This is a genomic window from Pusillimonas sp. T2 (assembly GCF_002236805.1).
GTDB lineage: Bacteria > Pseudomonadota > Gammaproteobacteria > Burkholderiales > Burkholderiaceae_B > Neopusillimonas.
In genome coordinates this window covers 122,346-140,680 of sequence record NZ_NIQA01000003.1, presented here as the reverse complement: position 1 = coordinate 140,680, position 18,335 = coordinate 122,346, and the positions used below count along the sequence as shown (strand labels likewise).

Sequence of the window (18,335 nt, the reverse complement as noted above, 5' to 3'; positions counted from 1 at the left end):
GTCGGGGCACACCGGGTGTGCCCCTTTTAAATCGAATCTAGAGTAAGCGCACATGCCACAGTTTTTTATCGAAAGACCGGTTTTTGCCTGGGTTGTTGCTTTGGCCATTACGCTGGCCGGCCTCCTGGCGATTCCGAATATGCCGGTATCGCAATACCCCGAAGTTGCGCCGCCAGCCGTGTCCATTCAGGCCAGTTACCCTGGCGCATCGGCAGAAGATGTCGCAAACTCGGTGGCCAGTGTCATCGAGAACGAGCTCAACGGGGCAACCGGCCTGTTGTACTACGAGTCGGTCAGCGACTCATACGGGAACGCACAAATCACGGCGACCTTTGCACCCGGAACTGATCCTGAACTTGCGCAAGTTGATGTGCAAAACCGCATTTCAAACGTAACGGCTCAATTGCCTGCGGCGGTCATGCAGCAAGGGCTTAGGGTCAGCAAGGCCAATTCCAACTTCTTGTTGGTGGTTGCGCTGTCGTCTGACGACGGCTCAATGGACCAGGTCACGCTTGCCGATTACATCTCGCGTAATGTCCAGAACCCGATTTCGCGCGTGCCGGGTGTGGGCGACTTCCGTTTGTTTGCCGCGCCCAAGGCCATGCGCATCTGGGTCGACCCGGCCAAATTGGTGGGTTTTAATCTCAGCATGTCCGAGGTCAATGCAGCAGTTGCCCAGCAAAACACGCTGATTTCTGCCGGTATTCTAGGCGCCCCGCCAAACCCCGATGATCAGCGGGTGTCGGCGCCTATTGTGGTCAACGGTGAGTTGTCGTCGGTTTCCGACTTTGAAAATATTGTGCTCCGGGCGAATCCCGACGGGTCAAGTGTAAAAGTCAAAGACGTTGCGCGGGTCGAAGTAGGCTCCGACAACTATCAGTTCGGCGCTCGTCTTAATGGCAAAACCACGGCAGCCTTTGCGGTGTCGCTGGCGACAAATGCCAATGCCTTGTCGACAGCCGAAGGCGTTAAGCAACAAATGAAAGAGCTGGCCAAGTTCTTCCCGGCCGGCGTTACATACTCCATTCCGTACGACACAACACCTTACGTACAAATCTCTATCGAACAGGTGGTTCATACCTTGTTCGAGGCAATGGTGTTGGTGTTCATCGTGATGTTCGTGTTCTTGCAGAACGTGCGCTATACGTTGATTCCAGCGCTGGTGGTGCCCGTTTGCGTGCTGGGCGCGTTTGCGGTCATGTTGGCCGCTGGGTTCTCTATCAACGTGCTGACCATGTTTGCCATGGTGCTGGCCATTGGTATTTTGGTTGACGATGCCATTGTGGTGGTCGAGAACGTCGAGCGCATCATGGTGGAAACCGGCCTGCCGCCCAAAGAGGCCACCAAGCTTGCCATGCCGCAAATTAGCGGCGCCGTGGTCGGCATGACGCTGGTACTGTCCACGGTGTTTTTCCCGTTGGCGTTCATGAGCGGTTCGGTGGGTATTATTTACCGCCAATTCTCGATCGCCATGGCGGTATCCATTTTGTTCTCGGGCTTCTTGGCGCTGACCTTCACGCCGGCTTTGTGCGGCACGTTGCTCAAGCCTATTGCCAAGGGCGCGCACCACGAGAAAAAAGGTTTCTTTGGTTGGTTTAACCGTTCCTTCGATCGCGTTACGCATCGCTACGAGGGGTGGGTAGGTCGCAGTCTCAAGCGCACCGGCCGGATCATGCTCATTTACGTTGTGCTGCTTGGCGCATTGGGTTTCTTTTACACCAAGCTTCCCACGTCGTTTCTTCCCGAGGAAGACCAGGGCTACCTTATTGCCAACATGGAGCTGCCTTCGGGTGCAACGTCGAACCGGACCATGGAAACCATCGAGCGTGTCGAACAGTTCTTTATGAATGACCCGCGCGTTGAAAACGTGGTGACGGTGCAAGGCTTCAGTTTTAACGGCAATGGTCTGAATGCCGCCCTGGCCTTTGTCCCCCTGAAATCCTTCGAAGATCGGCCCGGCCCGGAGAACTCCGCCCAGGCGGTTGCCGGCAAGGCCACGCAAAGTTTGTTGTTCGGTCTGCCCGACTCCATGGTGTTCGCCATTGTGCCGCCGGCCATTTCCTCATTGGGTAACGCCTCGGGGTTCGATTTGCGCCTGCAAGACCGTGGCGGCATTGGTCACGAGGCCCTGATGGCGGCATCGCAGCAACTCTTGCAGCTGACACAGCAAAGCCCCATTCTTGCCAATACCCGTATCACGGGTCTGGGTGCGGGCCCCGAACTGCGCCTCGATATCGATCGTGACAAGGCGGCTGCGCTTGGCGTGAGTTTCAGCGAAGTCTCCACCATGATTGCGACGTCGCTCGGTTCTTCCTACGTCTCCAAGTTCCCGAACGCGGGTCGTATGCAGAACGTCTGGGTGCAGGCTGATGCGCAGGCCCGTATGTCGGTCGAAGACGTTCTCAAGCTGAACGTGCGCAACAATCAAGGCAAGATGGTGCCGTTGTCGTCCTTCGTGTCCACCACCTGGGACCAAGGCGCGGTTCAGGTCGTTCGCTATAACAGTTACGAATCCATTCGTATTGGTGGCGGCGCTGCAGCCGGTTATTCCACCGGTGAAGCCATGGCCGAAATCGAACGCCTGATTGCAGAGTTGCCGCCGGGAATCGGTTACGAATGGACGGGGCTTTCTTACCAGGAAATCCAGGCGGGCAGTCAATCCATTGTTCTTATGGGTCTGGCCATGCTTGTGGTCTTCCTGTTGTTGGCCGCGCTGTACGAAAGCTGGGCGATCCCGTTGTCGGTCATGCTCATGGTGCCGTTGGGCATGCTGGGCGCCGTCGGTCTGGTTTCAGCGCTGGGTATGTCCAACGACGTGTACTTCCAGGTTGGCATGATTACGGTAATTGGTCTGGCCGCTAAAAACGCGATTCTTATTGTCGAGTTTGCCAAAGATGCCTATGCCGATGGCAAGGGTCTGGTCGAATCGACAATCGAGGCTGCCAAGCTGCGTTTCCGTCCCATCCTCATGACGTCGTTCGCCTTCATTTTGGGTGTGGTTCCATTGGCCATTGCCACCGGGGCGGGCGCAGCCAGCCAGAACGCGGTGGGTCTTGGGGTACTAGGGGGCATGTTGGCCGCTACGCCTTTGGCGATGGTCTTTGTGCCGACCTTTTTTGTAGTCATCATGACGATTTTCAAGACACGCCCTAAACTGCTGGGCAAGCCTTCACAACCGACTCAGGAACCCCAGTCCGGCAACGATGGGGGGCAAGCATGACACGTTCTACATTGAAATTTGTTTTGGCGCCGGTGCTGGCCAGTCTGGTGCTCGCGGGCTGCTCTTTGGCCCCTAAGTACGAGCGTCCGGTCGCGCCGGTGCCGGGTATGTTCCCCAATGCGCCGACATCACCGGCGGCCATGCCGGTTAGTGCTTCGGCCGACCTGGGCTGGCGTGAATTCTTTCGCGATCCGCAGCTGCAGTCGTTGATTCAGGTAGCCCTTGAAAATAACCGCGACTTGCGTATCGCTATCGACCGAGTCGAAGAGGCGCGCGCTTTGTTCGGCATTCAGCAAAGCGAGCGGTTGCCTACCATCGGCGTTGGCGGCAACGCGTCTATTCAAAGCATGCCCGACGACCTGCGTGCAGGCGGGGCGTCGGCGCCCAGCGTTACCCGGGTCTATCAGGCCGGTGTAGGCATTACCTCGTTCGAGCTCGATTTCTTCGGTCGGGTACGTAATTTGTCTGAAGCGGCGTATCAGCAGTTTCTGGCTTCCGAGCAGGCGCGCCGCACGGTACATATAACGCTCATTTCGCAAGTGGCTGAAAGCTATTTCAGGTTACGCGCCATCGAGCAGCAGCGGGCTTTGGTCGAGCGCACGCTCAAGGCGCGTCAGTCGTCTTACGACCTGATCAAGCAACGGTACGACGTTGGCGTTGCTGGGTCGCTTGATTTGTACCAGGCCAAGAGCCAGCTAGACTCGGTACGTGCCGATCTACAAGAAATTCGTCGGGCTGAACAACTGGCGCAAAACGCCTTGTTACTGGTGTTGGGCACAACACCGTCCAACTTGCCGCAGGCAACGGCGTTTAGTCAAGATCAATTGTTGGCGCAAATTCCCGTAGGCTTGCCGTCCGATTTGCTCACGCGTCGTCCCGACATCATTGCGGCCGAAAACGGCCTGTTGGCCGCCAACGCCAATATCGGCGCCGCGCGGGCAGCATTCTTTCCCAATATCTCACTGACCGGCATGCTGGGTTTTGCCAGTGGCGCCATGGGTGGGTTGTTCAGCGGGGCTAACCGTTTCTGGTCGTTTACACCCCAATTGACGATGCCGCTTTTCTCGGGCGGCGTCAGGGGTAACCTCGACCTGGCCGAAGCGCGCAAAAATATTGCCGTCTCGCAATACGAAAAGTCGATTCAAACGGCGTTTCGTGAAGTGGCCGATGCTTTGGCGGGCGAAGCGACCTATGCCGAACAATTGAACGCATTGCGCGATCTCGAAACGTCGGCGGCCGAGTCCCTGAAAATTGCGCAGTTGCGCTACGACAATGGTATTGACAGCTTCCTGCAGGTGCAGGCTGCCGAAATCACTTTGTATAACGCGCAGCGCAGCTTTCTGGATACCGGGCTGAACTCGCTGATGAACCGTGTCGAGCTTTACAAAGCGTTAGGCGGCGGCTGGCTCGAAAACTCGGCGGCGCCATCGGCAGCAGCCCCCGAAGCAAGTAAAGACGCATCATGATCGAGCTCGGCGTCAATATCGACCATGTCGCCACGCTGCGCCAGCAGCGTCACACGGCCTACCCCGACCCTATCGAAGCGGCTGTACGCGCAGAGCAGGCCGGGGCAGACCTCATTACCTTGCATTTGCGCGAAGACCGCCGGCATATCCAAGATGCCGATGTGTTTGCCATTCGTCCGCGTTTGTTGACGCGTATGAATCTGGAGTGTGCCATTACGACGGAAATGCTGGACATCGCCTGTCGGGTGTTGCCACAAGACGTCTGTCTGGTCCCGGAGAAGCGCGCCGAATTGACCACAGAAGGCGGGCTTGATGTCCGAGGCCATTTCAGCCAGGTGCAAGCGGCGGTCAAGCAGTTGGCCGATGCAGGCATCAGGGTGTCGTTGTTTATCGACCCTGACGCTGAACAGATCGCCGCGGCCGGCGAGGCGGGTGCGCCTATTATTGAAATACATACGGGTGCGTTTGCCGAAGCGGCCGAGGGGTCAACCGAGCAAGCCAGCGAACTCGAGCGTATACGGGCTGCCATTGTTGCTGGGGTATCGCATGGTCTACGGGTTAACGCCGGCCATGGTTTGCACTATGGTAATGTGCATCACGTGGCCGCCTTACCCGGCGTGTCCGAATTGAATATCGGGCATGCCATTGTGGCTCGCGCTGTTTTCGATGGCTGGGAAAAGGCTATTCGCGACATGAAGGCGCTCATGATTCGGGCCGCGCAAACGGGCTAAAACTTTAAGGATTATGCATGTCATCTGTTAGTGCTGTTGATTTTCTGTTGTCACGTCAATCGAACAAGTTTGTACAAGCGCCGGGGCCTACCGATGCGCATCTCGATCTTATTTTGAAAGCCGCCATGCGCGCGCCCGATCATGGCAAGTTGCGCCCCTGGCGCTTTACGCTGATTCGCGATCAGGCCGTGGGCAAGTTTGCCGACCTGGCCATTGGTGCTACCCGTCGCGCAGGCAAGCCTTTAACCGACGAAAAAGAAGCCTCCATTCGTAGTTGGCTGGCCAAGGTGCCTTTATTGGTGGGCATGGCTTGCCGCATCGACCACAGCAATACCAAAATCCCCGAGCACGAGCGTGTACTAGCCGCTGGGGCAGCTGCCACCAACATGCTTAACGCAGCGCATATGTTGGGCTATGGGGCGTTCTGGAGCACTGGCCTGGGGACTTATGTAGATGAGGTCAACGAAGCGCTGGGTTACGACGGCCTCGATTACCTATTCTTGGGGTATCTGGCTATTGGTACGCCGATCGGTACGCCTGATCCGGTCGCGCGTCCCGACTACCAAGATTTCGTGACTGAATGGAAATGAGCCAGACCCGTCGTACCGATGTCGCCATTATTGGTGCCGGCACAGCAGGCATGGCCGCATATCGTGCGGTCAAGGCAGCAGGACTAAGCGCGTTGCTGATCGAGGGTGGCCCTTATGGCACCACCTGCGCCCGCGTGGGTTGTATGCCGTCCAAACTGCTTATTGCTGCCGCTGAAGCAGCGCATCATGCGCGACATACCGCGCCGTTTGGCGTTCATGTCGATGGTCCGATCCGTATCGACGGTCATCAGGTCATGGAGCGTGTCAAATCAGAGCGCGACCGTTTTGTCGGGTTTGTGCTTGACAGCGTTAATGGCATCCCGACATCAGATCGCTTGCGTGGCTATGCCCGTTTTATCGGAAATACGCAGTTGCAGGTGGGCGACAACACGGTTGTCGAGGCGTCGCGTGTCGTTATTGCTACGGGCTCTTCGGCGGTTGTGCCCGATATGTACGCTGGCCTGGGCGATCGTGCCATTATCAACGACGACGTATTTGCCTGGGACACCTTACCCGATAGTGTTCTGGTTGTCGGCCCCGGGGTGATCGGCCTTGAGCTGGGGCAGGCGTTGGCTCGTCTGGGCGTGCGCGTGACCGTCTTGGGGCGCAGCGGCGGCCTGGCGGGCATTTCCGATCCTGCCGTACGCGACAGTGCCTTTCAGGCGTTCAGCGCCGAGTTCCCGCTGTGTCTGAATGCCGAGGTGAGCTCGGTTGAGCGCAGCGATCAAGGGGTTCGTGTTCAGTATCGCGATCGTCGTGGGCAGCACACCGAACATTACGATTATGTTTTGTTGGCCGTTGGACGTCGCCCCAACGTTGCAGGCCTTGGGCTTGAGAACACGCTGGCCAAACTCGATGATCGCGGCATGCCCGCATTTAACCGGCAAACGCTGCAGCTTGATGGTGTGCCTGTATTTCTGGCTGGCGATGTCAACGCGCAATGGCCACAGCTACACGAAGCTGCAGACGATGGTCGTATCGCCGGGCAGAATGCGGCGGCGTATCCTGCAGTATCGGCGGGTACGCGACGGGCACCGCTGTCGGTGGTGTTTACCGACCCTCAGGTCATGCATGCTGGTTTGCGCTTCAATCAGTTGCCTGACAGCGGCGTTGTTATTGGCGAGGTCGACTTCGCCGACCAAGGGCGTTCGCGGGTTATGCTCAAGAACCGTGGCCTGTTACGTGTGTACGCCGAGCAGCAAACCGGCAGGTTTCTGGGGGCCGAAATGGTCGGCCCGGCGGCCGAGCATCTGGGGCATTTGTTGTCGTGGGCTTGCCAGCAAGGCATGACGATTTCACAAATGCTTGATATGCCGTTTTATCACCCGGTGATCGAGGAAGGCTTGCGCACTGCATTGCGAGACGCAAATCGACAAATCAGTGCCTGATTAAACGGCGGGGTCGTCTTTGATCCCCCGAATGCTTACCTCGATAAAAATGGCGGCCATGGGCCGCCATCATTTTTATGCGAACCGTGGGCTGATGCACGGTGTTTCGATGTCTTATTGCTGTGTGACGGGCAGCAAGCTGCGTACTGCGGTTGTCAGGGCTTCAACCGATTCGCTATCCGATGCCAGAATCGAGGCCTTGCCATCGGCGTCGAAAATATAAATGCCCCGGCTGTGGGCCACTTCGTAGGCGTCGGGGTTGTCGGCGCGTGGCTTTTCGATTTGGTAGGCCACCCGGTAGCGGCGTGCAACTTCGGCTATTTGCTTTTCGCTGCCCGTTAGCCCAATAGCGTGCGTATCAAATGCCTGTACATAGGCCTGGAGTTTTTCAGAGGTATCACGGTGCGGGTCGACACTGATGAACAGAATTCGTACGTTGTCGGCTTGGTCGCCAAGCCCATGCATGACCTGGGAAAGCTGCGCCATGGTCGTGGGGCAGATGTCAGGGCAGCTTGCATAGCCAAAGAACATCATGACCACTTTGCCTTTGTAGGTGGCGGCCGTGACAGGCGCTTCGCCCGGGCCGACCAAGCTAAAACGCAAATCGGGCAAAAAACCCCGGATTTTATGTACCTGGGTTTCGCGCGGGGTGTCGGCTACCGCCGGGGCGCCGGGTAAAGCGTTGGCCAGTGCCTGGGGGGTAGCCGATAGGCCGGCGGCCGCAATCACGGTAAAGATAGCGGTAGAGACAAAACGTTGTACTTTGCCTTTTAGCGAAAATTGCATGGTGTGACCCTGATACAAGTAAACGAGGTAAAACGGCCGCAGGGGCGACGTCGTTACGCCGGTTGTGCGTTATCGGCAGCGGATTCGGACATGCCGCTATGCCGCAGTAGTGCGTCGACTTGCGCATCGCGGCCACGGAACGCACGGAATGATTCAGCCGCCGGACGCGCGCCGCCAACCGCCAGTATCTCGTCACGGAAACGGCGGCCGGTTTCGGCATTGAGCGTATCGGGTTCGCCGGATTCGGTGGTCAGGGCAGTTTCTTCGAATGCGGCATAGGCATCGGCTGACAAGACCTCGGCCCACTTGTAGCTGTAGTAGCCGGCGCCATAGCCGCCAGCAAACAAGTGCGAAAAATTATGCGGGAAGCGGTGCCATTCTGGCGGGAAAAGCACGGCGACTTCGTTACGTACGTCGTTGAGGGTTTGCATGACGTCGGCAATAGGCAAGCCGTTGGCTTGATTGTGGATGCGCATGTCGAACAGCGAAAACTCAATCTGACGGACAGTTTGCATCCCGCTTTGATAGTTGCGTGCAGCCAGGAGCTTGTCGAACAAGGCGCGGGGCAAGGGTTCGCCAGTGCTGACATGCGATGACATCTGTGTGACGACTTTCCATTCCCAGCAAAAGTTTTCCATGAATTGCGAGGGCAGTTCGATGGCATCCCATTCGACGCTGGCGAAGGCTGACGCGCCGGGGTCATCGACCGTGGAGAGCAGGGCATGCAGGGCGTGGCCGGCTTCGTGGAACAGGGTGATGACGTCGTCGTGTGTAAGCAGCGCCGGCTTGCCATTGGCTGGCGGCGTGAAATTGCAAGTGAGGTAGACCACAGGCGTTTGTAATTGCCCGTTTGCACGGCGGCGGGTTCGTTCGCTGTCGACCCAGGCGCCGCTTTGCTTGCCCTGGCGTGCGTACAGGTCGAGCATCAAGTGCCCGCAGGGTTCGCCATCACGCAGTACCTCAAGCACGCGCGCATCGGGGTGCCAGGCCGTCAGGCCGGTATCGCGCACTTCTACGCCGAACAAGGTTTTGGCAACACCAAACAAGCCGGCCACGACGTTGGGCTCGGTAAAGTATTGTTTGATTTCGTCTTCGGAGTAGGCATAGCGCGCTTCGCGCAAGCGTTCGGAGACATAAGCGTTGTCCCAGGGTTCGAGCCTATCGATACCCAGGGTTTCGCGTCCGAAGGCCTGCAACTGTGCCAGATCGCGTTGCGCATGAGGTTTGGCTTTTGCTGCCAGTTCGCGCAAAAAGTCGAGTACCTGGTCTGCGGTGTCGGCCATCCGCGTTTCGAGACGCATTTGAGCGAAATTGGCAAAACCCAGGAGCCCGGCTTCGCGGGCACGCAAGTCAAGCAACTGTTCGATGAGCGGGGTGTTGTCGAAACGGGTATCGCCTTGCTCGGAGGCAATTGTGCCGTAGGCACGGTAAAGCGTTTCGCGAAGGCTGCGGTCTTTGGCGTACTGCATGACTGGCAGGTAGCACGGCATTTTCAGTGTCAGGCGCCAGCCTGTTTGGCCGTTCTTTTCGGCATCGGCCTTGGCGGCATCGCAGACATCGGCAGGGATGCCTTCAAGGCGTGCGGCGTCTTCGACAAGAAAAAACCATTGGTCAATGGCGTCGAGTACGTTTTCAGAAAATTTTTGCGAGGCCTGGGCTTCGTCATCGCAGATTTGGGCATATTGCTCGCGTGCCTCGCCCTCGAGTTCAACGCCACTTAGCCGGAAGTCTCGCAGCGCCAGTTCGATAATGCGTTGCCGCACGGCGGGCAACTGTGCAAATTCCGGGCTGTTGTGCAGGCGCTGGTATTGGGTGTACAAGCCTTTGTGCAGGCCTATCCAGGTCGAGAATTCGGTGATCAACGGCAGGCACTGATTGTAGGCTTGTCGCAGTTCGGGCGTGTTGACAACGGCGTTCAGGTGGCCTGCAACCGACCAAGCGCGCCACAGGCGACCCGACACGGTTTCAACCGGGTCGATCAAGGATTCCCAGGTGGCGGGGGTTTGCGGCGATGCCGCTTGTTCAATGGCATTGCGCGTTTCTTCGATAAGCGTCTTGACGGCCGGCTCGATGTGCGCGGGTTGAACCACGGCGTAGTCGATCAGGGTGTCGATGGGAACGAGCAAAGGATTTTGATTCATGAGCACAACGAAGAGAGGATTGCAGCGGCTGCGTCAGCCCGCCAGCGGCGGACCAACGCAGATGACATGCAGTTTAGACACGCAAGCCGGCAGAACGTTCCGCGGCTTCGAGGGTATTGACGAGCAGCATGGCGATGGTCATGGGGCCGACGCCGCCTGGGACAGGAGTGATGGCGCTTGCGACCTGGCTGGCCGATGCAAACTCGACGTCGCCTGTCAGGCGGCCGTCGGGTAGTCGGTTGATGCCGACATCAATGACCACCGCGCCTGGCTTGACCATGTCGCCGGTAATCATTTCGGGGCGACCAGTTGCCACAACCAGGACATCGGCCCGGCGCGTTTGGGCGGGCAGATCGCGCGTTTTAGAATTGCAGATGGTGACCGTGGCACCTGCAGCAAGCAAGAGCATGGCCATGGGTTTGCCGACGATGTTACTGGCGCCGACGACAACGGCTTCGGCGCCGCGCAAGGCGACGCCTTCAGATTCGAGCATCTTCATGATGCCGTAAGGCGTGCAGGGGCGGAACAGCGGCTGACCTGTCATGAGCAAACCGGCGTTGCTGATGTGAAAGCCATCGACGTCTTTATCGGCCGCAATGGTTTCAATGACTTTGGCAGCGTCGAGGTGCGCGGGCAGGGGCAATTGAACCAGAATACCGTGAATGCGCGGGTTGGCGTTCAAGCCGCGCACGACGTCGAGCAGGGCGGTTTCGGTGATGTCGGCCTGCAGACGGATGACTTCGGAATGTAACCCTGCCTTTTCGCATGCTGCGGCTTTATTGCGCACATACACACTGGACGCCGGGTCTTCCCCTACAAGTACAACCGCCAGACCCGGGGTAAGGCCATTGGTCTTCAGGGTAGCGACGCGCTGGGCGACCTCTTCTTTGATGGCGTTTGACAGCAATTTGCCATCGATAATACGAGCCGTCATACGTTTCCTTCGGCACCGGCCAGCGCAATTTTCATTAAGTCGGCAACCGTGGTGACCTGGAGTTTTTCCATGATGTTCGCGCGGTGTGCTTCGACGGTTTTGATACTGATGTTCAGGTCGCCGGCAATTTGCTTGTTCAGGCGGCCTGCGACGATCCGCTCGAGTACTTGTTGTTCGCGCGTGGTCAGTCGGCTAAGCACTGCCTGATGATTCTTTTGTGCTTGTGCTTTAGATGCGCGCTCGGTGGCTTGTTCGAGCATGCGCGCAACAATCGTTCTTAGGTCGGATTCGTTGAAGGGCTTCTCGAGGAAGTCAACGGCGCCTTTTTTAATGGTGGACACCGCCATGGGGACGTCGCCGTGGCCTGTAATGAATACGATTGGCAGGGGCGAGTTGCGTGCAATCAGCGCCTCTTGCAACTCGAGACCGCTCATGCCGGGCATGCGTACATCGGCAATCAGCACACCGACCTGATCAGGGTCGTAGGCGTCTAGGAAGATTTCGGCGCTTTCGAAGGCCTGGACTTGGTAGCCGTTGGCTTCGAGCAACCAGCGCAACGAGTCACGGACGGCCTCGTCGTCGTCGACGATGAAAACGGTATCGGAAACAATTGTGGTCATGCTTGCAACTCCTGGTGATTCTCTGGCGGGTTGGGCTCGTTTTGAGCGGCACGAGGCAGGGTGAACCTGAAAATCGTACCGCCATCGGGGTTGGCAACCGCCCATAGGCGACCGTGGTGCGACTCGATGATGGTACGGCAGATGTTCAAGCCCATGCCCAAACCTTCTGACTTGGTACTGTAAAACGGTTCGAAAAGGCGCTCGGGGTCTTTCAGCCCGTGTCCGCGGTCGATGACCGCGACTTCGACAATGGTCGATTGATTAGATACCACGACATGCAACGTGCGATATTCGCTGTGCTCCATGGCCTCGACGCCATTTTTCAAAAGGTTCAATAATACCTGTTCGATAAGAATGGGGTCGGCCAGAACGTCGGGCAGGTCATCGGGCAGGTGTTTTTCGATCACAACCTGCCGCTTGCGGGCGTCGATTTCGGCAAACGAAATGGCGTTGTCGAGGATGCGGTTGACGGGGACGCGCTGGCGGCGCGGTTCGCTGCGTTTGACGAATTCGCGGATGCGGCTGATGATTTTGCCTGCTCGTTCAGCCTGTCTTGCGCCTTTTTCTAGGGCATCGAGCAGGGTTTCGGGAGAGGCCTTGCCCGCTTTGATCATGGCCACCGCCGCCATGTTGTAGTTAGCAATAGCGGTTAGCGGCTGGTTCAGTTCGTGCGCCAGCGACGATGCCATTTCACCCATAGTAGTGAGGCGGCTCGTGAGCTGAATCTTTTCTTGCTGTATGCGGGATTCTTCTTCGTGAGTGCGCCGTTCGGTGATGTCTCGGGCCACCTGCAGCCTTACGCGCCGGCCATCTGTCCAGGCTAGCATGCGGTGCTGCACTTCGAACCAGCGCTGCGCTGAATTGGAGTAAGTGTCGATGGTTTCGTCGGTGAAGCGCCCTAGGCGCCCGCCGAGCAGTTCGCTATGGCCGGCCGATTGGGCACCGAAAAAGCGTCGGTAGGTACGATTGGCAAACAGAAGCTCAAGACCGTCTGGGGTGTCGGCTACGACCGAAATGGCGTCGTCAAGGCCCTCGAGCACGGTCATGAAGCGTTCGTGTGCGGCCGTCAGGGCCTCGCGAATGCGTTTGGGCTCGGTGATATCGGTCATGGACGTCATCCAGCCGATCTGGTCACCGTTGTGGTCGCGCAAAGGCGATACATACATGCGTGCAGTAAAGCGCGAGCCATCGCGCCGTTGGGCTTCAATTTCAAGGCCACTGCTTGGGGTGCGTCCGGACAACAGCAGGTCAAGTGTTTCTTGATGTTCGGCGTGACGCCCTGGGATCCAGTACGGAAAGGGCGTGGTGCGCCCGATCAGGTCGGCTTCGTTCCAGCCGATCATGCGACAGAACGCAGGATTGACGTATGCAATTCGGCCTTGCATGTCGAAAACGCGCATCCCGGTGGACATGGAGTTTTCCATGGCGCGACGAAAGCCGGTTTCGGCCAGCAGGGCGGCTTCGGCCCGGGTACGAAAGCGGGTATAGCGCCACAAGGCCAGCAGACTGACCACGATAACCAATGATAACGCCACCACCAACATAAGCAGGCGCTGCTGGCGGACCTCCTGGTCAATAGTGACAAACATGACGCTGTCGTTCTGGATGCGCTGCATCCAGAAAAACGCCCCCATAACGCATAGGTACAAGATCAGGACAATGAAAGGCGTCAGCCAATAAAGGCCGCGTCGCTTTTGTGCCTGCTCGTAAAACGTCGTTGGAATGAGGGACTTTCGGGGAGGTGTGGCCATAGTGGTAGATGTACTCGACGCGGCTATTTTAGCCCTATGCATAATCCTTTGTTTTTCACATTATAAAAACTCATGCCATAAAGTGAAATTTTGCTTGATCAAAGCTGAACACTTTCCTAGAATGGCTGCAGTCTTACGCCAAGGTCGCGGGTTTTCGCGCGTGTAAATTACGTGCTACAACGGGTTCACGGCTTTCATCAGGCTAAGTTTCACATACAACACACAGGAGACTTCTAATGTCCTCTCTTGAAAAAGTCGGTGCCGCGTCGCAAGCCGATATTGACGCTGTCGAAACCCAAGAATGGCTCGAAGCGCTTCAGGCTGTTCTTGAACAAGAAGGCCCCGAACGCGCCCACTTTTTGCTCGAACGCCTGATTGATCTGGCGCGCCGTTCCGGCGCTCATATCCCGTTTTCGCCCAATACCGCGTACGTCAACACCATCCCGCCCGGGCTCGAGCCTGCACACCCTGGCAATCTGGCCCTCGAGGCCCGGATTCGCTCGTATGTGCGCTGGAACGCCATGGCGATGGTGGTCAAGGCCAATCGCCATTCGCCACCTGACGGCGGTGACCTTGGCGGTCACATCGCTTCGTTCGCCTCTTTGGCTACCATGATCGGTTGTGGTCAAAACCATTTCTGGCATGCTGAAACGGAAGATCATGGCGGTGACCTGGTTTATTTTCAGGGCCATAGTTCGCCCGGTGTGTATGGCCGTGCTTTCCTCGAGGGTCGTTTAAGCGAAGATCAGCTTAACAACTTCCGTCAGGAAGTTGACGGCAAGGGGCTGTCTTCGTACCCGCACCCCAAGCTAATGCCCGATTTCTGGCAGTTCCCGACGGTGTCTATGGGCCTTGGGCCCATCATGGCAATTTATCAGGCTCGCTTCCTTAAGTACCTGCATGCCCGTGGCATTGCCGACACCAGCAAGCGCAAAGTCTGGGTATTCTGCGGCGACGGCGAAATGGACGAGCCCGAATCGCTCGGCGCCATCAGCCTGGCCGCACGCGAAAAACTCGACAACCTTATTTTTGTTGTTAACTGCAACCTGCAACGCCTTGACGGCCCCGTGCGTGGCAACGGCAAAATTATTCAAGAGCTTGAAGGCGATTTCCGCGGCAGTGGCTGGAACGTCATCAAATTGCTGTGGGGCGGCTACTGGGACCCGCTTTTGGCGCGCGACAAAGAAGGCATTTTGCGCCGCATCATGGAAGAAACCGTCGACGGCGAGTATCAGGCATACAAGGCCAACGATGGCGCCTACGTACGCGAAAAATTCTTTGGCAAGCACCCCAAGTTGCTGGAGCTGGTCAGCCGCATGAGTGACGAAGATGTCTGGCGCTTGAACCGTGGCGGTCACGACCCGCACAAGGTTTATGCGGCCTTCAGTTCGGCCGTCAACCATAAAGGGCAGCCCACCGTCATTCTGGCCAAAACCATCAAGGGTTACGGCATGGGTCATGTCGGCCAGGCCAAAAACCCCTCGCACCAGCAGAAAAAGCTCGACCTCGACACCATCCGCGAGTTCCGCGACCGCTTCAATATTCCGGTGCCCGACGACCAGCTCGAGGCTTTGCCTTACGTTAAGCCGCCTGAAGACTCGCCCGAGATGAAATACCTGCACGAACGCCGTCAGGCGCTGGGTGGGTACCTGCCCAAGCGTCGCCCGCGGGCCACCGAACAGTTCAAGGCCCCCGCGCTGGAGGCGTTCAAGCCTGTGCTCGAACCCACCGCCGAAGGCCGCGAAATTTCGACTACGCAAGGTTTTGTGCGCATTCTTAACCAGATTCTTCGCGACAAGGCGCTGGCGCCACGCGTTGTGCCTATTCTGGCCGACGAGTCCCGTACGTTCGGTATGGAAGGGTTGTTCCGTCAGATCGGTATTTATGCTCCCGAAGGTCAGAAGTACACCCCGGTCGATAAAGACCAGGTCATGTACTACAAAGAATCTGCCGACGGTCAGTTATTGCAAGAGGGTATCAACGAAGCCGGTGCATTCAGCTCCTGGATCGCGGCGGCCACGTCGTATGCCAGCAATAACCGCATCATGATCCCTTTCTATATCTACTACTCCATGTTTGGGTTCCAGCGTATTGGCGACCTGGCTTGGGCGGCAGGCGATATGCAGGCACGCGGGTTCTTGTTGGGGGGTACCGCAGGGCGCACTACGCTTAATGGCGAGGGCTTGCAGCACGAAGATGGCCACAGCCATATCATGTCTGCGCTCATTCCTAACTGCGTGTCCTACGACCCTACGTTCGCACACGAGCTGGCAGTTATTATTCAAAACGGCCTCAAGCGCATGGTCGAAGACCAGGAAAATGTCTTCTACTACATTACCGTCATGAACGAGAACTATGCCCAGCCTGGCCTGAAAGCCGGCGACGAAGAGGGCATTATCAAGGGCATGTACAAGCTCAAGAGCAATGGCAGCGACAACGACAAGTTGCGCGTCCAGCTTATGGGTTCGGGCACCATATTGCGTGAAGTCATTGCCGCACAAGACATGCTCGAGAAAGACTGGGGCGTCAGCTCCGACATCTGGAGCGTGACCAGCTTTACCGAGCTGCGTCGCAACGGTCTTGATTGCGAGCGCCAGCGTTTGCTGCGCCCCGATGCGAAAGATCTGCCCACACCTTACGTTACGCAACAGTTGCAAGGTACCAAAGGCCCCATCGTGGTCTCTACGGACTACGTCAAGCTCTTCGGCGACCAAATCCGTCCGTTCGTACCCGACAACCGCCGTTTCACAGTGTTGGGTACCGATGGTTTCGGCCGTTCCGATTTCCGCGCCAAGCTGCGCGAACACTTTGAAGTCGATCGTCGTTTCGTGACGGTGGCTGCGTTGCGTTCGTTGGCCGACGATGGTTTGATCCCGCTCGAGAAAGTCGCAGAAGCGGTCAAGAAATACGGGATCAACCCAGACAAAGCCAACCCACAATACGCCTGATCAGGGAGACGACATGAGCAACCTCGTCGAAGTTAAGGTACCCGATATCGGCGACTTTAACGATGTAGAAGTTATTGAAGTATTGGTCGCCCCGGGCGACACCATAAAAGAAGAGCAAAGCCTCATTACTGTTGAGTCCGACAAGGCCTCGATGGAAATCCCGTCAACCGCAGCGGGCAAGGTCAAGTCCGTTAAGGTCAACGTGGGCGACAAGGTCAAAGAAGGCTCTCTGATTCTTGAGCTCGAGGCTGCCGAGCAAGGGGCTGCGTCAGCCCCTGCCGCTAAACCGGCTGACGACGTGCGTGCTACGCAGGCGACTGCACCGGCGGCGGCTTCTGCTGCGCCGGCCGCTTCTGCTGCGCCGGCCGCTTCTGCTGCGCCGGCCGCAGCTTCGGTGCCAGCAGCGGCAAGTCGGTCTGTTGTGGTCGAAGTCCCCGATATTGGCGATTTCCCCGAAGTCGAGATTATTGAGGTGCTGGTGGCCGAGGGCGACACCGTAGCGGTTGACCAAAGCCTGATCACAGTCGAATCCGACAAGGCTTCCATGGAAGTGCCGTCTTCTCATGCGGGCGTAGTGACGGCCATCAAGGTAAGGGTGGGTGACAAGGTCAGCAAGGGTTCGCCGCTGATTGAAGTCAAAACTTCGGGCGAGCCGGTTGCTACAGCCAGCGCCGCTTCGCAAGCGGCAAGCGCGTCTGAGGCAAGCGACACGAACAATAGTGCTTCCCTGGCCTCTGGCGCCTCGACAGCGACCGCAGTAGCTGCGCCCGATCAGGCCCGCCCCGCGGGCGAGCCTCCCGTGCGTCCCTCGCCAACCGAGGCCTACGGTAATGATCGGCCACTGAACAAGTTGCCGCACGCGTCGCCGTCGGTGCGCAAGTTTGCGCGAGAATTGGGTGTTGACCTGACGCGCGTTGGTGGCAGCGGCCCGAAAGGCCGTATTGTCATTGATGACGTTCGCGGCTTCGTCAAGCAGGCGTTGGCAGGTGGTTCAGCGGCGACCAGCTCGGCTTCGGGCAGCGGTTTCAGCGTAATCGATTGGCCCAAGGTTGATTTTGCCAAATTTGGTCCGATCGAATCGCGTCCGCTGTCGCGTATTAAAAAGCTGTCGGGTGCGAATCTGAGCCGCAACTGGGTCATGATCCCGCACGTTACCAATAACGACCTTGCCGACATTACCGACCTGGAAGCTCTGCGCGTTCAGCTCAATAAAGAAAATGAGAAATCGGGGGTCAAAGTCACCATGCTGGCCTTCCTGATCAAGGCATGTGTGGCTGCGCTCAAGAAGTTCCCCGAGTTCAATGCCTCGCTTGAAGGCGATAACCTGATTCTCAAGCAGTACTACCACATTGGTTTTGCGGCCGATACGCCCAATGGTTTGGTTGTGCCGGTAATTCGTGATGCCGATAAAAAAGGTATTTTCGATATTGCAGCCGAAACCTCCGAGCTGGCCAAGCAGGCGCGCGACGGTAAGCTGTCGCCCGCTCAGATGCAAGGGGGCTGCTTCTCCATTTCGTCGCTCGGCGGTATTGGCGGTACGTCGTTTACACCCATTATCAATGCGCCAGAAGTGGCCATTCTGGGTGTCTCGCGCTCCAGTCATCAACCGGTGTGGGATGGTAGTGCGTTCCAGCCCCGCCTGATGTTGCCGTTGTCGCTCTCGTACGACCACCGGGTCATCGACGGCGCATCGGCGGCGCGTTTCAACGCGTATCTGGGCAGTTTGCTGGCTGATTTCCGTCGTATCGCGCTATAAGGGA

12 protein-coding genes are annotated in these 18,335 nt (G+C 57.6%); 7 read left to right on the top strand and 5 right to left on the bottom strand.

The window, feature by feature from the left end:
• Window positions 1–52: 52 nt before the first annotated feature.
• From PuT2_RS06345 to PuT2_RS06325, 5 genes are read left to right on the top strand one after another with little or no spacing between them, the layout of a single operon-like run.
• Entirely contained in the window at window positions 53–3,220 is a 3,168-nt protein-coding gene (locus tag PuT2_RS06345) for an efflux RND transporter permease subunit (RefSeq protein ID WP_093970218.1), read from the top strand.
• The gene (locus tag PuT2_RS06340; RefSeq protein WP_093970217.1) at window positions 3,217–4,686 is read left to right on the top strand and encodes an efflux transporter outer membrane subunit; all 1,470 of its coding nucleotides are present in this window, start codon (window positions 3,217–3,219) and stop codon (window positions 4,684–4,686) included. The genes PuT2_RS06345 and PuT2_RS06340 overlap by 4 nt, the downstream gene beginning before the upstream one ends.
• A complete protein-coding gene (locus PuT2_RS06335; protein WP_093970216.1) occupies window positions 4,683–5,417 on the top strand; it encodes a pyridoxine 5'-phosphate synthase in 735 nt (244 codons plus the stop codon). Before PuT2_RS06340 ends, PuT2_RS06335 begins: the two co-directional genes overlap by 4 nt.
• A 17-nt stretch (window positions 5,418–5,434) precedes the next feature.
• On the top strand, window positions 5,435–6,007 hold the full coding sequence (locus PuT2_RS06330) for a nitroreductase (RefSeq protein WP_093970215.1): 573 nt from the start codon (window positions 5,435–5,437) through the stop codon (window positions 6,005–6,007).
• The gene (locus PuT2_RS06325; RefSeq protein ID WP_093970525.1) at window positions 6,004–7,395 is read left to right on the top strand and encodes a dihydrolipoyl dehydrogenase; all 1,392 of its coding nucleotides are present in this window, start codon (window positions 6,004–6,006) and stop codon (window positions 7,393–7,395) included. The genes PuT2_RS06330 and PuT2_RS06325 overlap by 4 nt, the downstream gene beginning before the upstream one ends.
• Before the next feature lie 114 nt (window positions 7,396–7,509).
• Here the strand turns inward: PuT2_RS06325 and PuT2_RS06320 are convergent, their stop codons facing one another.
• The 5 genes from PuT2_RS06320 to PuT2_RS06300 all read right to left on the bottom strand — a co-directional run bounded on the left by PuT2_RS06320 (window position 7,510) and on the right by PuT2_RS06300 (window position 13,627).
• Complete coding sequence (locus tag PuT2_RS06320; RefSeq protein ID WP_093970214.1) at window positions 7,510–8,181, bottom strand: SCO family protein; 672 nt, start codon at window positions 8,179–8,181, stop codon at window positions 7,510–7,512.
• Window positions 8,182–8,234: 53 nt separating this feature from the next.
• Window positions 8,235–10,322 carry a M3 family metallopeptidase gene (locus PuT2_RS06315; protein ID WP_093970524.1) on the bottom strand — a complete coding sequence of 696 codons (2,088 nt, stop codon included), beginning with the start codon at window positions 10,320–10,322 and terminating at the stop codon, window positions 8,235–8,237.
• Between the two features lie 73 nt (window positions 10,323–10,395).
• A complete protein-coding gene (gene folD, locus PuT2_RS06310) occupies window positions 10,396–11,256 on the bottom strand; it encodes a bifunctional methylenetetrahydrofolate dehydrogenase/methenyltetrahydrofolate cyclohydrolase FolD (RefSeq protein WP_093970213.1) in 861 nt (286 codons plus the stop codon).
• The gene (locus PuT2_RS06305) at window positions 11,253–11,876 is read right to left on the bottom strand and encodes a response regulator transcription factor (protein WP_093970212.1); all 624 of its coding nucleotides are present in this window, start codon (window positions 11,874–11,876) and stop codon (window positions 11,253–11,255) included. Before PuT2_RS06305 ends, folD begins: the two co-directional genes overlap by 4 nt.
• Window positions 11,873–13,627 carry a PAS domain-containing sensor histidine kinase gene (locus PuT2_RS06300; protein WP_093970211.1) on the bottom strand — a complete coding sequence of 585 codons (1,755 nt, stop codon included), beginning with the start codon at window positions 13,625–13,627 and terminating at the stop codon, window positions 11,873–11,875. Before PuT2_RS06300 ends, PuT2_RS06305 begins: the two co-directional genes overlap by 4 nt.
• Window positions 13,628–13,863: 236 nt before the next feature.
• Here PuT2_RS06300 and aceE point away from each other — a divergent pair, with 236 nt between their 5' ends.
• The gene (aceE, locus tag PuT2_RS06295) at window positions 13,864–16,575 is read left to right on the top strand and encodes a pyruvate dehydrogenase (acetyl-transferring), homodimeric type (RefSeq protein WP_093970210.1); all 2,712 of its coding nucleotides are present in this window, start codon (window positions 13,864–13,866) and stop codon (window positions 16,573–16,575) included.
• A gap of 13 nt (window positions 16,576–16,588) precedes the next feature.
• A complete protein-coding gene (gene aceF, locus PuT2_RS06290; RefSeq protein ID WP_093970209.1) occupies window positions 16,589–18,331 on the top strand; it encodes a dihydrolipoyllysine-residue acetyltransferase in 1,743 nt (580 codons plus the stop codon).
• The last annotated feature ends 4 nt before the right edge of the window (window positions 18,332–18,335 follow it).

Excerpts from the sequence above, each read along its gene's own strand:
- PuT2_RS06345 (WP_093970218.1), top strand. The coding sequence starts at position 53 with ATGCCACAGTTTTTTATCGAAAGACCGGTTTTTGCCTGGGTTGTTGCT.
- PuT2_RS06340 (WP_093970217.1), top strand. The coding sequence starts at position 3,217 with ATGACACGTTCTACATTGAAATTTGTTTTGGCGCCGGTGCTGGCCAGT.
- PuT2_RS06335 (WP_093970216.1), top strand. The coding sequence starts at position 4,683 with ATGATCGAGCTCGGCGTCAATATCGACCATGTCGCCACGCTGCGCCAG.
- PuT2_RS06330 (WP_093970215.1), top strand. The coding sequence starts at position 5,435 with ATGTCATCTGTTAGTGCTGTTGATTTTCTGTTGTCACGTCAATCGAAC.
- PuT2_RS06325 (WP_093970525.1), top strand. The coding sequence starts at position 6,004 with ATGAGCCAGACCCGTCGTACCGATGTCGCCATTATTGGTGCCGGCACA.
- PuT2_RS06320 (WP_093970214.1), bottom strand. The coding sequence starts at position 8,181 with ATGCAATTTTCGCTAAAAGGCAAAGTACAACGTTTTGTCTCTACCGCT.
- PuT2_RS06315 (WP_093970524.1), bottom strand. The coding sequence starts at position 10,322 with ATGAATCAAAATCCTTTGCTCGTTCCCATCGACACCCTGATCGACTAC.
- folD (WP_093970213.1), bottom strand. The coding sequence starts at position 11,256 with ATGACGGCTCGTATTATCGATGGCAAATTGCTGTCAAACGCCATCAAA.
- PuT2_RS06305 (WP_093970212.1), bottom strand. The coding sequence starts at position 11,876 with ATGACCACAATTGTTTCCGATACCGTTTTCATCGTCGACGACGACGAG.
- PuT2_RS06300 (WP_093970211.1), bottom strand. The coding sequence starts at position 13,627 with ATGGCCACACCTCCCCGAAAGTCCCTCATTCCAACGACGTTTTACGAG.
- aceE (WP_093970210.1), top strand. The coding sequence starts at position 13,864 with ATGTCCTCTCTTGAAAAAGTCGGTGCCGCGTCGCAAGCCGATATTGAC.
- aceF (WP_093970209.1), top strand. The coding sequence starts at position 16,589 with ATGAGCAACCTCGTCGAAGTTAAGGTACCCGATATCGGCGACTTTAAC.